This is a genomic window from Pseudomonas sp. H1_F01 (assembly GCF_054681425.1).
Map to the genome: position 1 here is coordinate 5166441 of NZ_CP162823.1, position 17644 is coordinate 5184084.

Annotated in this window: 18 protein-coding genes; 9 read left to right on the plus strand and 9 right to left on the minus strand. The window is 60.7% G+C overall.

Annotated features, from left to right (window positions below):
• Window positions 1-43: 43 nt before the first annotated feature.
• The 5 genes from AB4O09_RS23245 to ltrA form a co-directional block, all read right to left on the minus strand.
• Window positions 44-1330, minus strand: a complete 1287-nt coding sequence (locus tag AB4O09_RS23245) for an MFS transporter (protein ID WP_003198880.1) — start codon at window positions 1328-1330, stop codon at window positions 44-46.
• 229 nt (window positions 1331-1559) lie between these two features.
• Window positions 1560-2102: a DUF2937 family protein gene (locus tag AB4O09_RS23250; RefSeq protein ID WP_003198877.1), complete on the minus strand. Its 543-nt coding sequence runs from the start codon at window positions 2100-2102 to the stop codon at window positions 1560-1562.
• A 12-nt stretch (window positions 2103-2114) separates the two neighbouring features.
• Window positions 2115-2891, minus strand: a complete 777-nt coding sequence (locus AB4O09_RS23255; protein WP_003198875.1) for a class II glutamine amidotransferase — start codon at window positions 2889-2891, stop codon at window positions 2115-2117.
• Window positions 2892-2923: 32 nt separating this feature from the next.
• Window positions 2924-3421, minus strand: coding sequence for a hypothetical protein (locus tag AB4O09_RS23260; protein ID WP_003198873.1), 498 nt, complete (start codon window positions 3419-3421; stop codon window positions 2924-2926).
• 95 nt (window positions 3422-3516) lie between these two features.
• The gene (ltrA, locus tag AB4O09_RS23265; protein ID WP_028236985.1) at window positions 3517-5214 is read right to left on the minus strand and encodes a group II intron reverse transcriptase/maturase; all 1698 of its coding nucleotides are present in this window, start codon (window positions 5212-5214) and stop codon (window positions 3517-3519) included.
• Between the two features lie 1187 nt (window positions 5215-6401).
• Here ltrA and AB4O09_RS23270 point away from each other — a divergent pair.
• A complete protein-coding gene (locus AB4O09_RS23270) occupies window positions 6402-8456 on the plus strand; it encodes a S9 family peptidase (RefSeq protein ID WP_460107552.1) in 2055 nt (684 codons plus the stop codon).
• Between the two features lie 246 nt (window positions 8457-8702).
• Window positions 8703-9176 (plus strand): cyclic nucleotide-binding domain-containing protein, encoded by a 474-nt coding sequence (locus AB4O09_RS23275; RefSeq protein WP_003198869.1) that lies wholly within the window; start codon window positions 8703-8705, stop codon window positions 9174-9176.
• Between the two features lie 181 nt (window positions 9177-9357).
• On the opposite strand, the gene AB4O09_RS23280 is transcribed toward AB4O09_RS23275, so the two are convergent.
• Window positions 9358-9645: a hypothetical protein gene (locus tag AB4O09_RS23280; RefSeq protein ID WP_003198868.1), complete on the minus strand. Its 288-nt coding sequence runs from the start codon at window positions 9643-9645 to the stop codon at window positions 9358-9360.
• 72 nt (window positions 9646-9717) lie between these two features.
• Here AB4O09_RS23280 and AB4O09_RS23285 point away from each other — a divergent pair, with 72 nt between their 5' ends.
• The 4 genes from AB4O09_RS23285 to AB4O09_RS23300 all read left to right on the plus strand — a co-directional run bounded on the left by AB4O09_RS23285 (window position 9718) and on the right by AB4O09_RS23300 (window position 13535).
• A complete protein-coding gene (locus AB4O09_RS23285) occupies window positions 9718-10404 on the plus strand; it encodes a spermidine synthase (protein WP_003184244.1) in 687 nt (228 codons plus the stop codon).
• 48 nt (window positions 10405-10452) lie between these two features.
• Window positions 10453-10827 (plus strand): YajD family HNH nuclease, encoded by a 375-nt coding sequence (locus AB4O09_RS23290; protein ID WP_003184246.1) that lies wholly within the window; start codon window positions 10453-10455, stop codon window positions 10825-10827.
• Between the two features lie 291 nt (window positions 10828-11118).
• Entirely contained in the window at window positions 11119-11373 is a 255-nt protein-coding gene (locus tag AB4O09_RS23295; protein WP_028236984.1) for a DUF2933 domain-containing protein, read from the plus strand.
• Window positions 11374-11375: 2 nt separating this feature from the next.
• On the plus strand, window positions 11376-13535 hold the full coding sequence (locus AB4O09_RS23300; RefSeq protein ID WP_080684691.1) for a copper-transporting P-type ATPase: 2160 nt from the start codon (window positions 11376-11378) through the stop codon (window positions 13533-13535).
• Window positions 13536-13607: 72 nt separating this feature from the next.
• Here the strand turns inward: AB4O09_RS23300 and AB4O09_RS23305 are convergent, their stop codons facing one another.
• A complete protein-coding gene (locus AB4O09_RS23305) occupies window positions 13608-13940 on the minus strand; it encodes a DUF2790 domain-containing protein (protein ID WP_003198864.1) in 333 nt (110 codons plus the stop codon).
• Between the two features lie 185 nt (window positions 13941-14125).
• Here AB4O09_RS23305 and AB4O09_RS23310 point away from each other — a divergent pair, with 185 nt between their 5' ends.
• Both AB4O09_RS23310 and AB4O09_RS23315 read left to right on the plus strand, forming a co-directional pair.
• On the plus strand, window positions 14126-14596 hold the full coding sequence (locus tag AB4O09_RS23310; RefSeq protein ID WP_003198862.1) for an RNA methyltransferase: 471 nt from the start codon (window positions 14126-14128) through the stop codon (window positions 14594-14596).
• Window positions 14597-14673: 77 nt separating this feature from the next.
• Complete coding sequence (locus tag AB4O09_RS23315; RefSeq protein ID WP_003198860.1) at window positions 14674-15051, plus strand: YgaP family membrane protein; 378 nt, start codon at window positions 14674-14676, stop codon at window positions 15049-15051.
• A 124-nt stretch (window positions 15052-15175) separates the two neighbouring features.
• Here AB4O09_RS23315 and AB4O09_RS23320 read toward each other — a convergent pair whose 3' ends face one another.
• Both AB4O09_RS23320 and AB4O09_RS23325 read right to left on the minus strand, forming a co-directional pair.
• Window positions 15176-16405 (minus strand): hypothetical protein, encoded by a 1230-nt coding sequence (locus tag AB4O09_RS23320; protein WP_003198859.1) that lies wholly within the window; start codon window positions 16403-16405, stop codon window positions 15176-15178.
• A gap of 31 nt (window positions 16406-16436) precedes the next feature.
• On the minus strand, window positions 16437-16886 hold the full coding sequence (locus AB4O09_RS23325) for a YcgN family cysteine cluster protein (protein WP_003198858.1): 450 nt from the start codon (window positions 16884-16886) through the stop codon (window positions 16437-16439).
• 160 nt (window positions 16887-17046) lie between these two features.
• Here AB4O09_RS23325 and AB4O09_RS23330 point away from each other — a divergent pair, with 160 nt between their 5' ends.
• Window positions 17047-17640, plus strand: a complete 594-nt coding sequence (locus tag AB4O09_RS23330; protein WP_003198856.1) for a nitroreductase family protein — start codon at window positions 17047-17049, stop codon at window positions 17638-17640.
• Window positions 17641-17644 lie beyond the last annotated feature (4 nt).

A 17644-nucleotide genomic window follows, 5' to 3' on the forward strand; every position in this document is an offset into this window, starting at 1 on the left:
TCATGGGGCCAAGCCATGAAGCCCAGGCCCCACAAGTTATCAGTTACTCGGCTTCCAACTGCTTGCCTTGGGTTTCCGGCAGGCTCAACGCCGCGAGGATCACCACGCCATAGGACACTGCGGCGAACGCTCCGATACCCACGCTCAGCGGCACTTTCTGGCTCAGCAGGCCAATCAACAGCGGGAACAATGCTGCCACCGCCCGGCCAATGTTGTAGCAGAAACCCTGCCCCGAACCACGGATGCGCGTAGGGAACAGCTCGGTGAGGAACGAGCCCATGCCGCTGAACATACCCGAAGCGAAGAACCCCAGGGGAAAGCCCAGCCAGAGCATCACGTTATTGCTCACGTGCAGTTGGGTATACAGCAGCACGATGGTGAAAGAGCCGACGGCATACAGGACGAAGTTCTTTTTCCGACCCAGGATGTCCGACAGGTACGCGCTGACGACGTAACCGACGTAGGAACCGACGATCACCATCGCCAGGTAGCCACCGGTGCTCAACACGCTCAAGCCACGCTCATTCTTGAGGAACGTTGGCAACCAGGAGGTGATGGCGTAGTAACCGCCCAAGGCACCGGTGGTCAGCAACGAGGCACGAAAGGTGGTGAAGAGGATGCCGGGGGCGAAGATCTCGTAGAACTTCGCCGGATTGCTCGGCGTTTGCCGGGCCTTGGCCTGGCTATAGACTTCCGGGTCCTTGACCAGGCGCCGGACGAATATCACGAATATCGCCGGGACAATACCCAGGATAAACAAGGCGCGCCAGGCGTCTTCCGGCGGTAATACCGAGAACAGCAGCGCATACAGGATCGCTGTCATGCCCCAGCCCAGGGCCCACCCCGACTGCACCATGCCCACCGCCTTGCCGCGGTCCTTGGCGCGGATCACCTCGCCCATCAACACCGCGCCAGCAGTCCATTCGCCGCCGAAGCCAAAGCCCATCAGTGTGCGGGAGATCAACAGTTGTTCGTAATTCTGGGCAAAGCCGCACAGGAAGGTGAAGAAGGCGAACCACAGCACCGTCAGTTGCAGGGTGCGCACCCGACCGATGCGGTCCGAGAGAATGCCCGCCACCCAGCCGCCAATGGCCGAAGCGATCAAGGTACTGGTGTGGATCAGGCCTGCCTGGCCAGTGGTGATACCCCACATCGCGATCAGGGTCGGCACCACGAAACTGAGCATCTGCGTGTCCATGCCGTCCAGGGCGTAGCCGATCTTGCAGCTCCAGAAGGTGCGACGTTCCTGCTGGTTGATGTTGCGATACCAGTCAAATGGGCCGGAACGGGCCTGGGGTTGGGGGACGCCGAGCGTGTCGGGTGCACTCATGGTGGTTCTCCGCAGTTTTATTGTTGTAAGTCTCGACGACGCTGACGTGGAGACCGATGCGTCGATTCTTGAGCGCGCGGCCGATCCCGTCCAACGAATAAAACCTTGGCTGGGTCATAAGAAAAACTTGATTGGGGGAACAGAGATAAAGAAACGACATTGCCGGAACTGAATGAACACAGTTGTGGCGAGGGGATTTATCCCCTCGCCACAGAGGCTCGCTGCGGCGCTACAGCCCGCGCAGGTCGCGCTCTTCAATCGGCCGGCCCTGGCGCAGGCGCTTGCCGCCCAGCACCACCCAGTCGATCAGGCGGAACAGGCATTCCAGGCCGAACGACAGCAACAACGCACCGCTGATGCCCCAGATCATGGCCTCGGGGGTCAACAGGATCTGGTAGCTGTAGCCATTCCAGGTTTCCTTGCGGATGTCCGGATCGGCGGCCAGTGCCACTTGCAGCATGCGGATGTACCACGGGCCTTGCATCGCCTGGAATTGCTTGTCCAGGGCCTGCTGGCGCACGAGCAAGGTGTTCAGGCTGTCGGCGTCGCTGCGAAAGATCGGGTCTTCGCTGGCGCGGTAATGGGCCACCAGGGCTTGCATGTCGCCCTTGAAGAACTGGTTGGCGGTGCCCTGGAACCCTTGCAGGCCGGTCTGCGCCTCGATCAGGTGCGCCTCGACCCGCTTGGCGTAATCATTGATGAAGCCCGGCACCTGGACCCCAACCAACAGGCCCACCGCGAACAACACCAGCCGTAGATAACTGAGCAACATAACGTGACGTCCTTATTCGGTCCGGCCGTGGCTGACGCATTCACCGCGTCGCCACAGGCTCCATTGACCAGGTTCGTAGCGGGTCCAGGTTTCGTTTTCGGTCAACGGTTCGGTGGCGATCACCGTGACCACGTCGTTGGGCGTGGTTTCAGCCTGGAAATCGACAATCACATCCACATCCTTGAGCCGCGCCGGGCCGAACGGCGCGCGACGGGTGATCTGGGCCAGTTTGGTCGAGCAATAGCAGAACAGCCAGTCGCCATCGCTGAGCAAGCAGTTGAACACGCCTTTGCTACGGTATTCGGCGCAGGCCTCGATCAGCGACGGGAGCAATTGTTCCACCTCCACCGGTTCGGGGAAGGCCTGGCGCACGCGGTTGAGCAGATCGCAGAAAGCCGCTTCGCTGTCGGTATCGCCCACCGGGCGGTAGAAGCTCACGCCCGGCTGGAAATCGGCGAGCTGGCCGTTGTGGGCAAAACACCAGTTGCGGCCCCACAACTCACGCACGAACGGGTGCGTGTTGGACAGGCAGACCTTGCCGACGTTGGCCTGGCGAATATGTCCGATCACCACTTCGCTCTTGATCGGATAGCGCTGCACCAGGTTCGCCACTTCCGATTCGCTGCTGGCGGCCGGGTCCTGGAACAGGCGCAGGCCACGGCCCTCATAGAAGGCGATGCCCCAGCCGTCCCGGTGCGGCCCGGTCTTGCCGCCGCGCTGCATCAGCCCGGTGAAGCTGAACACGATGTCGGTCGGCACATTGGCGCTCATGCCCAATAACTCACACATGCTCGAACTCTCGCTTCAAGGGGCAGGCCCGGTTACAGGCGCGGTTCGATACGCGAACGCTGGGGGTTGCTCGGCACGGGCGGGCGACCGTAACGGTCATCACCGGCCACGCCAAACGGTGGCTCGTCCTCCGGCTCATCGGCCGCGGCGGCGGCTTTTGCGGCGGCGGCCCGTTCCTTGCGAGCGTTGGCGGCCCGCTCGATAGGGAAGCGGATCAGCACCAAAATGAAGTAGAGGCCGAAGGCGATCATGCCGTACATGAGCAGATCGGAGGCCGCCCGCCAGACGTTGTTGCCGACTTTGAACAGCACGTCCAGGGCAACAATGGCCAAGGCCGGGGCGACCCTGTCCTTCACCGGATCAACGATGGTCGGGCAAAACAGCAGCACCGCCATCAGCAACCGCAGCGGTTCGCGCAACCAGCGCCACATCCAGCGGGTCATGCGCATCCACACCAGCAGGCAGCCCAGGGCGGCAAAGGCGTAGAGGCCCCAGGCGATCAGATAGTCATTCTCGGTCATGGTGTCCATGGCAAGGCAGGCAAGTCGGGTAGAGACAAGCCATTTCTGGCTTGCCTCCCCCTAAGAACCGTACGTGCGCCTTTCAACGCATACGGCTCAAGTCTTTAGAAAGCCCCTCGCGGAGCCGGCTTGTTCACTGTCAATCCACGGCTGTGAAGCTGTTGATGACAAACTGGGTGCAATAGTACTCGGTTATCCAAGGTGTCTCCACCGCCGTGGGAGCGCTGGATTATGTGATGGTCATGCCATCCACTGACTTTGGTTATTGGCTGTTTACACAGCGGGCACAGGCCTTGCTGACCTTGGAATAGCCTGACAATCTGCTTCCGGTACTTCAGCTTTTTGAGCATCCGTTCCATTCGTAGCTTCTCGCCCATTTCTTCCATGGAAGGATCAAAGGGATTGTATTCCCCGCTTACCTTCCGATGCCTCTCAATCGGAGTACCTGCTATCGAGTACATTGAGGCTAATGTTTTCGTCCCATCGTCCTTCAACACCGTGGTGGCGAATACCCAATTCCTGCCTTCGTGTGTCTGGAAATAATTCCTCCGAACCCACTCCAGCGACTTATTAGGGTGTCGCCGTTTCGCCCAACGCCAAAGAGCATGGAAAATGGAGTTGTCCATCCGGCTATACGCCTTCTTGGCAACCACTGGCTGGTGATACAACGCCCAACCACGCAATAACGGATTCAACTGTCGGATCAGATCCTGCTGCCTCGCCGTCTTGCTGGTGCTGATGACCTCTTTTACCTTGCGGTAGAACGCTTTCACATTCTTCTTGCTCGGCTTGATAAGGAGCTTCCCGCCGTATTTGCGGAAATTCCAACCCAGGAAATCAAAGCCCTCGTCAATGTGAACGACGCGAGTTTTCTCGAGTGACAGCTGCAGTCCTCGCACTGCGAGGAACTGCTCAACCCAAGGTCTGATCTCGTTTTCGAGCATCTCTTTGGAGCTGCCGGTAATCACAAAGTCATCCGCATATCGCACCACATTGATTTTCAGCTTCTTGGCCTTCGTTACGCCCAAATGTTGCTTGAGCTGTGACTCCAGTCCATCCAGCACCATGTTTGCCAAGGTAGGCGAGATAATCCCGCCCTGTGGCGTACCGGCATCCGTTGCCTGTAGCTGGCCTTTATGAATCACACCAGCCTTCAACCATTTCTGAAGGATCTCTTTGTCTGTGGGGACATGGGCGATCAGCCAGTCATGATTGATGTGGTCGAAGCAGCCTTTAATATCCGCCTCCAATACCCATTGGGCCGAGACCTTCTTGGATAAGCAGACGAATAGCTGCCCCATCGCATCCGCCGTGGAACGCTCGATCCGAAAGCCGTAGCTGTTTGGATCGCCGGTGGTTTCCGCAATGGGCGCCAAGGCCAGCAGATATAACGCCTGCATAGCCCTGTCAGTCATGGTCGGGATGCCCAGTGGGCGCTCCGTCCCGTTTGACTTCGGAATGAAGACACGCCTTAGAGGCCGTGGCTTGTATCCGTGGCGCTTCAACCCGTTTGCCGCTTTCCATTTGGCATCGGGTGTATCCCAGAGCACGCGGTCGACTCCCGCCGTGCGTTTGCCCTGGTTTTCAGTGACTCGCCGTGTGGCCAAGTATCTGGCCGAACGAGAGCGGGTCAGCATCCGTTGCAAGGCTTTCACCCTGCGCCAATTACCTTCCCGACAAGCCTTCGCAATCCGTATCTGCATCGCCCGGACATTCCGCTGAACACGACACCAGTCGATGTCGTGCCATTGCTGCGGAACGCCGGAAGGCGCAGACACGGCCGTATGGCTATGTACTTTCATGCTGCCTTCCTCTCAACGTACCTGAGCTGAAGACGTACGCATCCCCTGACGGGAATGGACGCTCCCGTCAGGGCTGGATTAATAGGAAACCTCAACCACAGGTTTCTAAGATTATTGAGACAGGCTCAATCAGAGTTCATGCGACGAAAGACCACGCAGAAGTCTGCCCGGTTTCCCGTGAGGTTATGTTTCAACCTCTATCCGAACCATTACAGCTCGGCGTTCGCTTTCTCTGCGATCCCATACCCGCACAGCCAACAGCTCCCCTTGCGGTTCACCTGCCCGAAGGCAGCCGTACGGGCTTACCACGTTCCCTGTCTGTCACACGGTTGGTTTAGGACCTGCCTTTTCGCCGGTGACCTTAATGACGACGTACCTCCAGCCTCTACAGAGGTATCCGATCACGTGCCTTTTGGCTCAAGCCTGTTAGCAGTTTCGGCTTGTTTATAATTACGACGTTTATCAGCAGTTCACATATGTTGCCCATGCCAACCAGCCTGGCGCCTCAACCCGGTACTGCTCCGAGCATCCCTGCATCACCTCGCGGCAATTGCAGACCCATTTGGGGGCTACGTTGTTAGAAAAGCTTCACACCTCACCGTTGCCGATGACGCATGTTCTCCTAGGCTATCGTTGGTCGCACAACGAGTCCGCTGCTAGCTTGGGGACAAGCTAGATGGACAATGACAGACAGAGCTTTCGCTCGCGTCTTCAGATCGAGGGGGGCAGGAACTGACTGGCAGCATGCCCAAAGAATTATTTCCTCCTGTTTCAGAAGCAGGAGAAACCCCCTGCGGGGACTCTCTCCCGCATGGGTAGGGTTCTGAAAAGAACCGATGATTTAACGAGCGCTCCAGAACCAGTGAAGCCTGTTCTGTGGTCGAACTTCCGAGCGCTAGTCGACCTTTGGCTGCCCCCGCCGCAGCGGTAAGTCCTTGAGGGCATTGGACTTATTGGGAGGTTTTGTTTCTTGGGGTTGGGTACCCAAGCTTTCGGTTTCGTTTTGGAAACCCTTCAAGATGACCGTACACCTTGAAGTCTTGAAGACACGCTACGCGTGTCGCACAGAGACGCTTATAGTAACGGCTTTTCGCTCGTCAGGCTGCCCCGGCGTCTGGCGAATGGCCCGCGTGGTTGATTCTGTCCGGGCCATGTGTCCCTTTTCGTACAACGTTCGAGAGCCTTTCATGTCCCTATCTGCCCACGTTTCCAACGCCCCGATTGCCCGCAGGGACCCCGGTGTTGACCCATACGCCTGGCTGCAGGAACGCGACACCGACGCCGTGCTCGACTACCTCAAGGCGGAAAACAGCTATCAGGAAGCGCAACTCGCCGACCAGGCCGAACTGCGCGAAACCCTGTTCCAGGAGATCAAGGGCCGGATCCTCGAGACCGACCTGTCGCTGCCCTCGCCCTGGGGCCCGTACCTGTATTACACCCGTACCACAGCCGGTGACGAATACCCGCGCCACTACCGCTGCCCGCGTCCGGCCGATGACAGCCTGAGCGTGGATGAAAGCCGCGAACAACTGCTGCTGGACCCGAACGTGCTGGCTGGCGGCGGCTTCTTTTCCCTGGGCGCTTTCAGCATCAGCCCCGACCACCAGCGCCTGGCCTACAGCCTGGACACCACGGGCGACGAGATCTACACGCTGTTCGTGAAGGAATTGTCCAACGACAAGGTCAGCGAACTGTCCTTCGCCGATTGCGACGGCAGCATGACCTGGGCCAATGACAGCCTGACGCTGTTTTTCGGCGAGTTGGACGACACCCACCGCCCCCACAAACTCTGGCGCTATCGCCTGGACGGCACTGCCGCCGAGGAAGTGTTCCATGAGCCGGACGGGCGTTTCTTCCTGCACTGCTACCGTTCAAGCTCGGAAAAGCAGTTAATCCTGTCCCTGGGCAGCAAGACCACCAGTGAAGTCTGGGTACTGGACGCCGCGCAACCGCAGCGCCCCTTTACCTGCCTGGCGCCCCGCGTGGAAAACCATGAATACGACGTCGACCACGGCCTGCTCGATGGCCAATGGACCTGGTTGATCCGCAGCAACCGCGACGGGATCAACTTCGCCCTGTACCAGGCCGCCGACACGGGTGTGGCGCCGACCGAGGCCGACTGGCAGAACCTGATCCCCCACAGCGACACGGTGATGATCGACGGCCTGAGCCTGAACGCCGGAGCCATGACCTTGAGCCTGCGCGAAGGCGGCCTGCCGATCATCGAGGTTCACCCGCAAGGCTTGCCGGCCTATCGAGTGCAACTGCCGGATGCAGCCTATAGCCTGCATGTGCAGAACAGCCTGGAGTTCGTCAGCGACCGCATCCGCCTGCGCTACGAGGCCCTGAACCGTCCGGCGCAGATCCGTCAGTTGGACCTGGCCAGCGGCGCACAGATAGTGCTCAAGCAAACCCCGGTACTGGGCCCGTTCGACGCCGATGCCTACGTCAGCCAGCGGCTTTGGGCGACGGCGCCGGACGGTACCCAGGTGCCCATCAGCCTGGTGGTCAAGCGCGAAGCCCTCGGCCGGCCGGTACCGTTGTACCTGTACGGCTACGGTGCCTATGGCGAAAGCCTCGACCCGTGGTTTTCCCATTCGCGGCTGAGCCTGCTTGACCGCGGCGTAGCATTTGCCATCGCCCATGTGCGCGGCGGCGGCGAGTTGGGGGAAGCCTGGTATCGCGCCGGCAAGCAGGAACACAAGCACAACACGTTCAGCGACTTCATCGCCTGCGCCGAACATTTGATCAGCAACGGTTTCACCACCGCCGAGCAACTGGCAATCAGCGGCGGCAGCGCCGGTGGCCTGCTGATCGGTGCGGTGCTCAATCAACGCCCGGAGCTGTTCAAGGTTGCGATTGCCGAGGTGCCGTTCGTCGACGTGCTCAACACCATGCTCGACCCGGACTTGCCGCTGACCGTCACCGAATACGACGAATGGGGCAATCCGGAGGAGCCGGACGTTTTTGATCGGATCCGGGCCTACGCCCCGTACGAAAACGTCAGCGCCCAGGCCTACCCGGCGCTGCTGGTGATCGCCGGTTACAACGACAGCCGTGTGCAGTACTGGGAAGCGGCCAAGTGGGTGGCAAAATTGCGTGCCACCAAAACCGACGACAACCCCCTGCTGCTCAAGACCGAACTGGGCGCAGGCCATGGCGGAATGAGTGGGCGCTACCAGGGATTGCGTGACGTAGCGCTCGAATATGCATTTGTCTTGAAGGTTTTGAGGGTGGCCTGAGGAACTCTGTGGGATGGCCGGGTCTTAGCTCCATGCGCCGGGCCCAGATAAACCCCAGTCCAATGTAGGAGCAAGACTTTGTGGGAGCAAGGCTTGCCCGCGATACAGGCGACTCAGTTCTGTCTGTCAGATCAAGCTGATGCCATCGCGGGCAAGCCTTGCTCCCACAAGAGTCTGTCCCAGAGGTCTGCTTACACCCGGGCCAAACTGAACCTGCAACAAACACAAGAAAAAGACCGTGCCAACATGTCAGAACCGACCTTACTGAACAAAGAAATCCGCGACTGGTTGATGGACTGCGGTCTGTTCGACCAGTTGCTGCCTGTCGACTTCGCCGCGGCGTCGGGCTATTTCAGCATCAGCGCCATCGCCGCGGGTGAAGCGATTTTCCGCGAGGGCGATGCCGGCAGCTTCATGTGCATCATTCACACCGGCCAGGTGGCCGTGCAGAAAACCGGCCCCGACGGCCAGCCCGTGACCATCGCCACGCTGCGCAGCGGCCGGGCATTCGGCGAAATGGCCGTGCTCGACGGCGAACGGCGCTCGGCCAGTTGCATCGCCGCCAGCGATTGCCAGTTGCTGAACCTGGGCAAGGACTCCCTGGAAAAAATGCTCAACGACGCCCCCAAGATCGCCGCCAAGATCATCCGCGCCCTCGCCGTCTCCCTGTCCAAGCGCCTGCGCATGGCTGATGGGCAGTTGTTGTCGCAGCAGGTCTGACCTCCCTCTGTCAGTTGAAACACAGAACCTGTGGGGAGCCTGTGGGAGCAAAGCTTGCTCGCGATAGCGGTGTTGCATATGTCGACGTCATCGCGAGCAAGCTTTGCTCCCACAGAGTCCACCTCAATGCCCGAACTCACAGGTTTTTACCATTCAGTTGTTTCACCGACGGGCTTCAGGTCTACCCCCCCGGCGACTTGGCCTTCACCGGCTTGGGCTCCATGCCCGGTATCGGCTGGTCCTTGGGCGGCTTGGGCATTTCGATGGGTGGCAGCAAGGGCGGCCCGCCGCCTCCGGGGCCAGCCTTGGGCACACCGTTGGGCGTCACCGGCGGATAGGGCATGGGAGTGGCGGTGCCAGGCGACCCGGGGATGCTGGGCGGGTTGACCGGAATCGTCGGTTGTTGAGCCTGGGCGCAACTAATTGAGAGCGCCGCCAGGGCAATGGCCGTTAGAATGATGCACTTCATCAATGGCTCCGTGGCTATTGTCTGCTTTAAGGCTAGTCGTTACCGCGCGGTTTGCCCTCCTACGAGATTTCCATGAAACGTTTCGTTCTGCTCGACACCACACCCATCCCTGATAACGGCGGTGCCCTGTGCCTGTTCGAGTACGGCGAAGACTTCGTCATCAAGATCCAGGGCGGCGACGGCGGGCAGTTGATGAACACCCGCATGCACGGTTCCGAAGACGCCCTGGCAGAGATCCCCTGCCGCAAGGTCGCCGGTCGTCCTGGCTCGCGCGTGCTGATCGGCGGCCTCGGCATGGGGTTCACCCTCGCCTCGGCCCTCAAGCACCTGGGCAAGACCGCCGAAGTGGTGGTGGCCGAACTGGTGCCCGGCGTGGTGGAGTGGAACCGTGGCCCACTGGGTGAAAAAGCCGGGCGGCCGCTGTCGGACCCGCGCACGGTGATCCGCATGGAAGACGTGGCCAAGGTGCTGCAAGCCGAACCCCAGGGTTTCGACGCGATCATGCTCGATGTCGACAACGGCCCGGAAGGCCTGACCCAGAAAGCCAACAGTTGGCTGTATTCGGCGGGAGGCCTGGCCGCCTGCGCCAAGGCCCTGCGGCCCAAGGGCGTGCTGGCGGTCTGGTCGGCCAGCGCTGACCGGCAGTTTTCCGACAAGCTGAAGAAGGCCGGCTTCAAGGCCGAAGAGGTGCAAGTGTTCGCCCATGGCAACAAAGGCACCCGCCACACCATCTGGATTGCCGAGAAGCTCAAGGGCTGAGCTAAACTCTGTCCAACCGTCATCCGTCTTGTCTACAAAGGTGAACCCATGAGTTCGTCAACGCCCCCGTCCAACACCGCCAAGCTGGACCGCATCCTCGCCGATGCCCAGCGCGACCGGGAGATGGGCTACCGCGACAAAGCCCTGAAAATGTACCCCCATGTCTGTGGCCGCTGCGCCCGTGAGTTTTCCGGCAAGCGCCTGAGCGAACTGACCGTTCACCACCGCGACCACAACCACGACAACAACCCGCAGGACGGTTCCAACTGGGAACTGCTGTGCCTGTACTGCCACGACAACGAACACTCGCGCTACACCGACCAGCAATATTTCGGCGACGGCTCCCTGAGCACCCCGAAAATCGCCAAGGCGACCCACAACCCCTTCGCCGCACTGGCCGGGTTGATGAAGAAGGACGAGTAACTGGCCGTTGTGGCGAACCGGTTTATCTTGCGCTGCAAAGTGTTGCTCCACAGATCCAGTCCCCTCACTCGACTGTGGAGCGGCTGCCTGGGCCGCTTTCATGGCCTCGCTGACAAATCTGCAATGCCCCCGTCAGGTCGCTGACAGCTTCGCACCTTTAGCATGCCCGCTACTTCCCTCATTTGCAGGTGAAGTAAGCCAAGGTTGATGAATATCAATCTGCCAAAGCCCTCCCTGCCTATGCTGGGGTTATCGGTGGCGGTGGCTCGCCCGGCCTGAAGGAGCGACACCATGAACACTCATCAACCCCCGACTGGCGCAACGTCATTCTGGCGGGGCAAGACCGGCATTGTCTTGATCATGTTGTTGGCCATTGGCCTCTTCTATCTGGCGCGAGAACACTTCAGCCACATCGCGGCGAATTGGCCGTACCTGATTCTCCTGATATGTCCCTTGATGCATATCTTCGGACACGGACACGGCCATGGCGGTCATGGACGACATGGCGAACCACCCGTCAACCGCAGGGATCAGGAAGGTTCCTAGCCATGCCCGACACTCCAGTGCACGTTCACCACAGTGCTTCAGCGCCCAGCGGCGACATGGCGACTGAATACACCTGTCCCATGCACCCGGAAATACGCCAACCCAGCCCCGGCATCTGCCCCAAGTGCGGCATGACGCTGGAGCCGGTGATGCCCGCGCTGGAAGAAGAGGACAATCCAGAACTCAAGGACTTCACCCGCCGCTTCTGGTGGTCCCTGCCGTTGACGGTCATCGTCACCGTGCTCGCCATGGCGGGGCACGCCTTGTCGCTGTTTCACGGTGCAACACAAAATTTCGTCGAGTTTTTCCTGGCGACACCCGTGGTCCTGTGGGCAGGCTGGCCGTTCTTTGTGCGGGCAGTGGCCTCTGTTCGCCAGCGTAGCCCGAACATGTGGACCCTGATTGGCCTGGGCACCGCGGCGGCCTATCTCTACAGTGTCGCAGCCACGTTTTGGCCCGGAGCTTTTCCCGCCACGTTCATGCAGGAGGGGCGGATCGGCGTCTACTTTGAAGCCGCCGCGGTGATCATCTCTCTTACCTTGCTGGGGCAGATGCTGGAGCTCAAGGCACGCTCGCAGACGTCGGCCGCCATCAAGTCGCTGCTGGGGCTATCCCCCAAAACCGCGCGCCGGATCAATGCCGACGGCCAGGAACAGGACATCCCCCTGACCCACGTCCATCAGGGTGACCGCCTGCGGATCAGGCCCGGTGAAAAGGTCCCGGTCGACGGTGCGGTGCTCGAAGGTGAAAGTGCCGTTGACGAGTCGATGCTCACTGGCGAGCCGGTTCCGGTGATCAAACGCGCCGGGGACAGCCTGATCGGCGCCACGATCAACACCCACGGCAGCTTGGTGATGACGGCGCAGAAGGTCGGCGCCGAGACCGTCCTGGCGCAAATTGTCCAGATGGTCGCCCGGGCCCAGCGCTCGAAAGCTCCTATGCAGCGCATGGCCGACGTGATCGCTGGCTATTTCGTCATGGGCGTGATTGCCATCGCCGTACTGACCTTTTTCGGCTGGGGGCTGTTAGGTCCCGAACCCGGCTGGGTCTTCGGGCTGATCAATGCCGTCGCCGTGCTGATCATCGCCTGCCCCTGTGCGCTGGGGCTCGCAACCCCCATGTCGATCATGGTGTCCACCGGCAAGGCTGCCAGCCTGGGCGTGCTTTTCCGGGACGCCAGCGCCATCGAGAACTTGTGCAGGATCGACACGCTGATCGTCGATAAGACCGGCACCCTGACCGAAGGGCGCCCGGCCTTTCACAGCGTGAAAGCCACCCAGGGCTTCGACGACCGCCAGGTGCTGCTGTTGGCCGCCAGCCTCGACCAGGGCAGCGAGCATCCCCTGGCCCACGCCATCGTCGATCACGCACGAGCCGAGCATCTTGAATTGATCAAGCCGGCTTCATTTGAGTCCGGCAGCGGCATCGGTGTCAGTGGCCAGGTGGATGGCAAGCAGGTCCACTTGGGCAATACCGCCCTGATGAACGCCGCCAGCATCAGCGTCAGCCCACTGCAACAACAGGCCGAGCAGCTACGCGCGCAAGGCATCAGCATTATCTACATAGCAGTCGACGGTGTACTGGCCGGGTTGCTGGCTGTCTCGGACCCGATCAAGCCGACCTCCAGAGAAGCGGTCAGCCGGCTCAAGGCTCACGACATAAAAATCATCATGGCCACCGGCGACGGCCTCACCACTGCACGCGCCGTGGCCAGGGAGATGGGCATTGAAGAGGTCCACGGCGAAGTCAAACCCGAGGACAAGGAGCGTCTGGTGGCGGACCTGCAGCGCGATGGCCGCCAGGTCGCGATGGCGGGTGACGGAATAAACGATGCTCCCGCCCTGGCTCGGGCGAACGTAGGCATTGCCATGGGGACAGGTACGGACGTGGCGATGAACAGCGCCCAACTGACCTTGGTAAAAGGCGATTTGATGGGGATCTTGCGGGCCCGCACCCTTTCGGTGGCAACCGTTAGAAACATGCGCCAGAACCTCGGTTTTGCCTTCCTCTACAACTCGATGGGTATTCCGTTGGCTGCCGGCCTGCTGTATCCCCTGACCGGTCACTTGCTCTCGCCCATGGTTGCCGCGATCGCCATGAGCGTGAGTTCGGCGTCGGTGGTGTTCAATGCCTTGAGGTTGCGTAACACGCCAGCACAATAATCCGCGCCAAAAACAGGCGCCACCAGGGCGCCTGACCGTCTCAAAACCAAAGGAGAACAAACGAGACGGTAATCAGCCGCCATTCGGACAGTTATCACCCAGGAGCCTATATTCCACAGTATTGAGCTTGCCGCTCGAGTCTTCGTAAGTCATGCGCGACGGTCCGACACCACAGCCTTTATTGGCCGGCGTAATGCTCACCACTTTTTTTACATCGAGGTTCATGCCGTATTCGTAATGAACGATTTCGGCGACGGCTTTGCCGTTTTCGGCGGCGTATCGCGCCATGGCCAGTTGATTGTTCTGGATCATCTGGCCATAAACCCGGTCACCTCCGCCTTCCGCCAAGGCAAGGGAAGAAAGAGACAGGATCGAAACGGCGAGCAAGGCATCAAGGGTCTTCATGAGGAACTCCGGCAGTCATTTGTCAGGCAAACCATAACGACTGGTGCCTTTCACGACGCTGGCGGGGACGTTACCGATTGGTCAGGTTCGTGAATGGGTAACCGACCATCAGCCCCCACTCACAAACTGAACACGCAGCCCCATTCCCCGTATAATCGCGCCTTTTCCCCAAAGGCACCCCGCCCGTGGCCAACAAACGCTATAGCTGCATCGGTCTGTTCAACCCCAAGTCACCGGAAAACGTCGGTTCGGTCATGCGTGCCGCCGGCTGCTACGGCGTGGCGTCGGTGTTCTACACCGGCAAGCGCTATGAGCGTGCCGCCGACTTCGTCACCGACACCAAGAAAGTCCACTACGACATCCCGCTGATCGGTATCGACGACCTGAAGAAAATCCTGCCCCTGGGCTGTGTGCCAGTGGCCGTGGAACTGGTGGAGGGCGCTCGCCCACTGCCCGAATACACTCACCCGGACCGGGCGCTGTATATCTTCGGCCCGGAAGACGGTTCGCTGGACAAGGACATTCGCGACTGGTGCGAAGACGTGGTGTACATCCCCACCACCGGCTGCATGAACCTGGCCGCCACCGTCAACGTCGTGCTGTATGACCGCATGGCCAAAGGCAACAACACCCGTTCGGGGCCGCAATTCCGCTGATCGGTGCAACATTCGATTGAACAAGGCAATCGCTCGGGCAGTCAGTTTTATACCAATTCCCACACTGGAGACAGATCATGAGCGATAACAATCCGTTCGAGCCGATTGAGACCACCCCTTTCCAATCCCATCCGCCACAAAACGTGCATGGCTGGGAACGCATTGGCTCACTGGCTGGCGGTGTGCTGATGATGGGCAAGGGCTTGCGCCGTGGCGGTGTGCTCGGCCTGGCTCAACTGGCGATCGGCGGCATGGCGCTGGCGCGGGGGATCACCGGGCATTGCTCGGCCAAGGCCTTGTTGGAAAAGAACCGGCAGAACCTCAGCAACGCCCGCGCTCGCATCGAACAGGCCGGTGATGAGCTGAGTCGCCTGAAGGCCAATGCCGAGGCGGCGACTGGTACGGCTACGGTGACGGGGAATGATTCGCTGGATTCGCCGAAGGTTGGGCTCTGATTTTTTGTGGTGAGGCTGATGGCCTCATCGCGGGCAAGCCTTGCTCCCACACTGGATCTTCGCCGGATGAGATATTTGGTACGACTCAATCCTGTGGGAGCAAGGCTTGCCCGCGATAGCGGTATTACTGAATTAACTTGGTATCCAGCACAGTAGAGCTCCCATCCAGGACACTTTCACTGAGCTGAACGAACTCCTTGGTATCCACTGTCTCCAGCCGCATCGCCCCCTGCAACACATCATCCAGCGAACGCTTGTTACGGGTTTTCAGGCGAATCTCGCGGTCCAGTTCCTGCAATAGCAACACCGCCTTGGCCACTGCCCCGGGGCTGATCTGTTCGCCGCGCAAGGTGGTGACGCCCTTGCTGTCGCGGGCGAGCCGGTCATTGAGGGTCTGATAGCGCTCATCACTCAGGCCACCGGCGCGGCGCAGCAGTTCGATGGCGTAGTACTCGGTCAGCCCCTCGCTGATCCAGTCGCTGCGATCATGATCATTGACCCGAGCCAGCGCCTGCACCAACTCCCGCAACAACGGGCTACTGCCCCGCTCGCTGACCAGCGGCGGACGGCTGTGCAGGTAGATCGAGTCGTGACCGGCCTGGGCGCCACGCCACAACGGATCACCGGCACCGACAATCAGCAACTTGGCCGGATGGCGCGGCACCAGCGCTTGTACCTGCGGCCAGACGAATGTCAGCAGCGTCAGCACATCCATCCGGCGCATGCCCTGGCCTTGGGGCGAGGCCACCGTCACCTCCGTTTCGCCCAGGCGGGTGCGGCGGCTGCCCAGTTTGCCGGCGAGCATCCAGCCCGTGGGGCGGTCGAACAGGCGCGAGGAGTTGTCGATGCGAAAACGTTGCTTGCCGATGCGCGGCCAGGGCGTCTCGATGCTTTTCCAGCCATTGGGCAATTCAACTTCAAGACGGGCTACCAGTTCGACGCCGTCCTGCTGGTCGAGCTTGGCCGACGGGACCAGGTCGTCGCCGCGCAGTAACGCCCACGTCGGGGTCATGCGGGTTTCGAAGGTGGCGTTCTTGCGCGCATGGCTGATGCGCACGCGGTAGCTCAGGCTGGCCTTGTCGGCTGCCGGCCGCCAGACACCTCGCGCCTCTTTGCCGGGGGTGAGTTGCCACTGGCCGTCGGCCTTGAAATCGCTGTAGCGACTGCCGTCGCCGAGGTCAAAATCCAGGCTGCGCACCGCCGCTCCCCGGGCCAGTGTCAGGCGTACTTCGGCCTGATCGCTCTGGGGCAACAGGTGCACGTGATAATCCAGATCGACTTTCTGCGCCGCCCACAGCGGCCCGCACATCGCCAGCAGCCCGGCGGCCAGCATCCGTTTCAATCCTGCAGCCATGGGTTCTCCCTGGGGCGCGCCACCCGACGGCTCAGCCGGCGCGGAAAATCAGATGATCTTCCCAATCGTCTTCCGGCACGCTGCCTTCGGCCAGCATACGCCCGGACTGGGAAATGCGTTCGTGGTGCACGGCATCGCGATCACCGCAGACCAGGTGGTGCCACAACGGCAAGTCCTTGCCCTCGCTGACCAGCCGATAACCGCAGGTCGGCGGCAGCCATTTGAACTCATCGGCCTTGCCCGGCGTGAGCTGGATGCAGTCGGGGACAAAGTCGCGGCGGTTGGGGTAGTCGGTGCACTGGCAGGTTTTCAGGTCCAGCAGTTTGCAGGCGATGCGCGTGTAATAGACGCTGTTGTCGTCTTCGTCTTCGAGTTTTTGCAGGCAGCACAGGCCACAGCCATCGCACAGCGATTCCCACTCCTGCGGATCGAGCTGATCGAGGGTTTTGCGTTTCCAGAACGGTTCGACTTTGGCGGCCATGGCTCAAGCATCAACATCAGGTGGTGAAAAGGCCGACAGTCTAGTGCCCGGGCCTCTTCAGGCCAAGCATTGGCGACTGTCGGTAGGCCGGGGCTTGTCAGGCCGGGCGGCGGGACGTAGGTTGCGTCATTGAGTTTCCAAACCCCAGCCAGGTAAGCCCATGAGTGCCAATCCCCGCATTGCCGATTACGCGATTCACCCTCAATTCATCGAGCGCTGGTCGCCCCGCGCCTTTACCGGCGAAACCATTGCCGAAGAAACCCTGCTGGGCTTCTTCGAGGCCGCACGCTGGGCGCCGTCGGCGTACAACTCCCAGCCGTGGCGTTTCCTGTATGCACGTCGCGACACGCCGAATTGGGAGCGTTTCCTGGGCCTGCTCAATGAATTCAACCGCGGCTGGGCCCAACACGCCTCGGCATTGGTGATCATTGTTTCGAAAACCACCTTCGCCGTGCCCGGCGCCACCGAAGAAACCCCTGCGCAGTCCCATACCTTCGATACGGGCGCGGCCTGGGGCCACCTGGCGCTGCAAGCCAGCCTCAGCGGCTGGCATACCCACGGCATGGCCGGTTTCGACCAGGAGTTGACCCGCAAGGAACTGAAGATCCCGGAAGGCTACGCCCTGCACGCCGCCGTGGCGATTGGCAAGCTGGGGGACAAATCGACACTGGCCGAATACCTCCAGGCCCGCGAAACCCCAAGCCCGCGCCGGCCGTTGAGCGAACTGGTGGCAGAAGGCGATTTCAGCCTGTAACCCT

Coding starts and splice junctions, on each gene's coding strand:
- AB4O09_RS23245 (WP_003198880.1), bottom strand. CDS start 1,330: ATGAGTGCACCCGACACGCTCGGCGTCCCCCAACCCCAGGCCCGTTCC.
- AB4O09_RS23250 (WP_003198877.1), bottom strand. CDS start 2,102: ATGTTGCTCAGTTATCTACGGCTGGTGTTGTTCGCGGTGGGCCTGTTG.
- AB4O09_RS23255 (WP_003198875.1), bottom strand. CDS start 2,891: ATGTGTGAGTTATTGGGCATGAGCGCCAATGTGCCGACCGACATCGTG.
- AB4O09_RS23260 (WP_003198873.1), bottom strand. CDS start 3,421: ATGGACACCATGACCGAGAATGACTATCTGATCGCCTGGGGCCTCTAC.
- ltrA (WP_028236985.1), bottom strand. CDS start 5,214: ATGAAAGTACATAGCCATACGGCCGTGTCTGCGCCTTCCGGCGTTCCG.
- AB4O09_RS23270 (WP_460107552.1), top strand. CDS start 6,402: ATGTCCCTATCTGCCCACGTTTCCAACGCCCCGATTGCCCGCAGGGAC.
- AB4O09_RS23275 (WP_003198869.1), top strand. CDS start 8,703: ATGTCAGAACCGACCTTACTGAACAAAGAAATCCGCGACTGGTTGATG.
- AB4O09_RS23280 (WP_003198868.1), bottom strand. CDS start 9,645: ATGAAGTGCATCATTCTAACGGCCATTGCCCTGGCGGCGCTCTCAATT.
- AB4O09_RS23285 (WP_003184244.1), top strand. CDS start 9,718: ATGAAACGTTTCGTTCTGCTCGACACCACACCCATCCCTGATAACGGC.
- AB4O09_RS23290 (WP_003184246.1), top strand. CDS start 10,453: ATGAGTTCGTCAACGCCCCCGTCCAACACCGCCAAGCTGGACCGCATC.
- AB4O09_RS23295 (WP_028236984.1), top strand. CDS start 11,119: ATGAACACTCATCAACCCCCGACTGGCGCAACGTCATTCTGGCGGGGC.
- AB4O09_RS23300 (WP_080684691.1), top strand. CDS start 11,376: ATGCCCGACACTCCAGTGCACGTTCACCACAGTGCTTCAGCGCCCAGC.
- AB4O09_RS23305 (WP_003198864.1), bottom strand. CDS start 13,940: ATGAAGACCCTTGATGCCTTGCTCGCCGTTTCGATCCTGTCTCTTTCT.
- AB4O09_RS23315 (WP_003198860.1), top strand. CDS start 14,674: ATGAGCGATAACAATCCGTTCGAGCCGATTGAGACCACCCCTTTCCAA.
- AB4O09_RS23320 (WP_003198859.1), bottom strand. CDS start 16,405: ATGGCTGCAGGATTGAAACGGATGCTGGCCGCCGGGCTGCTGGCGATG.
- AB4O09_RS23325 (WP_003198858.1), bottom strand. CDS start 16,886: ATGGCCGCCAAAGTCGAACCGTTCTGGAAACGCAAAACCCTCGATCAG.
- AB4O09_RS23330 (WP_003198856.1), top strand. CDS start 17,047: ATGAGTGCCAATCCCCGCATTGCCGATTACGCGATTCACCCTCAATTC.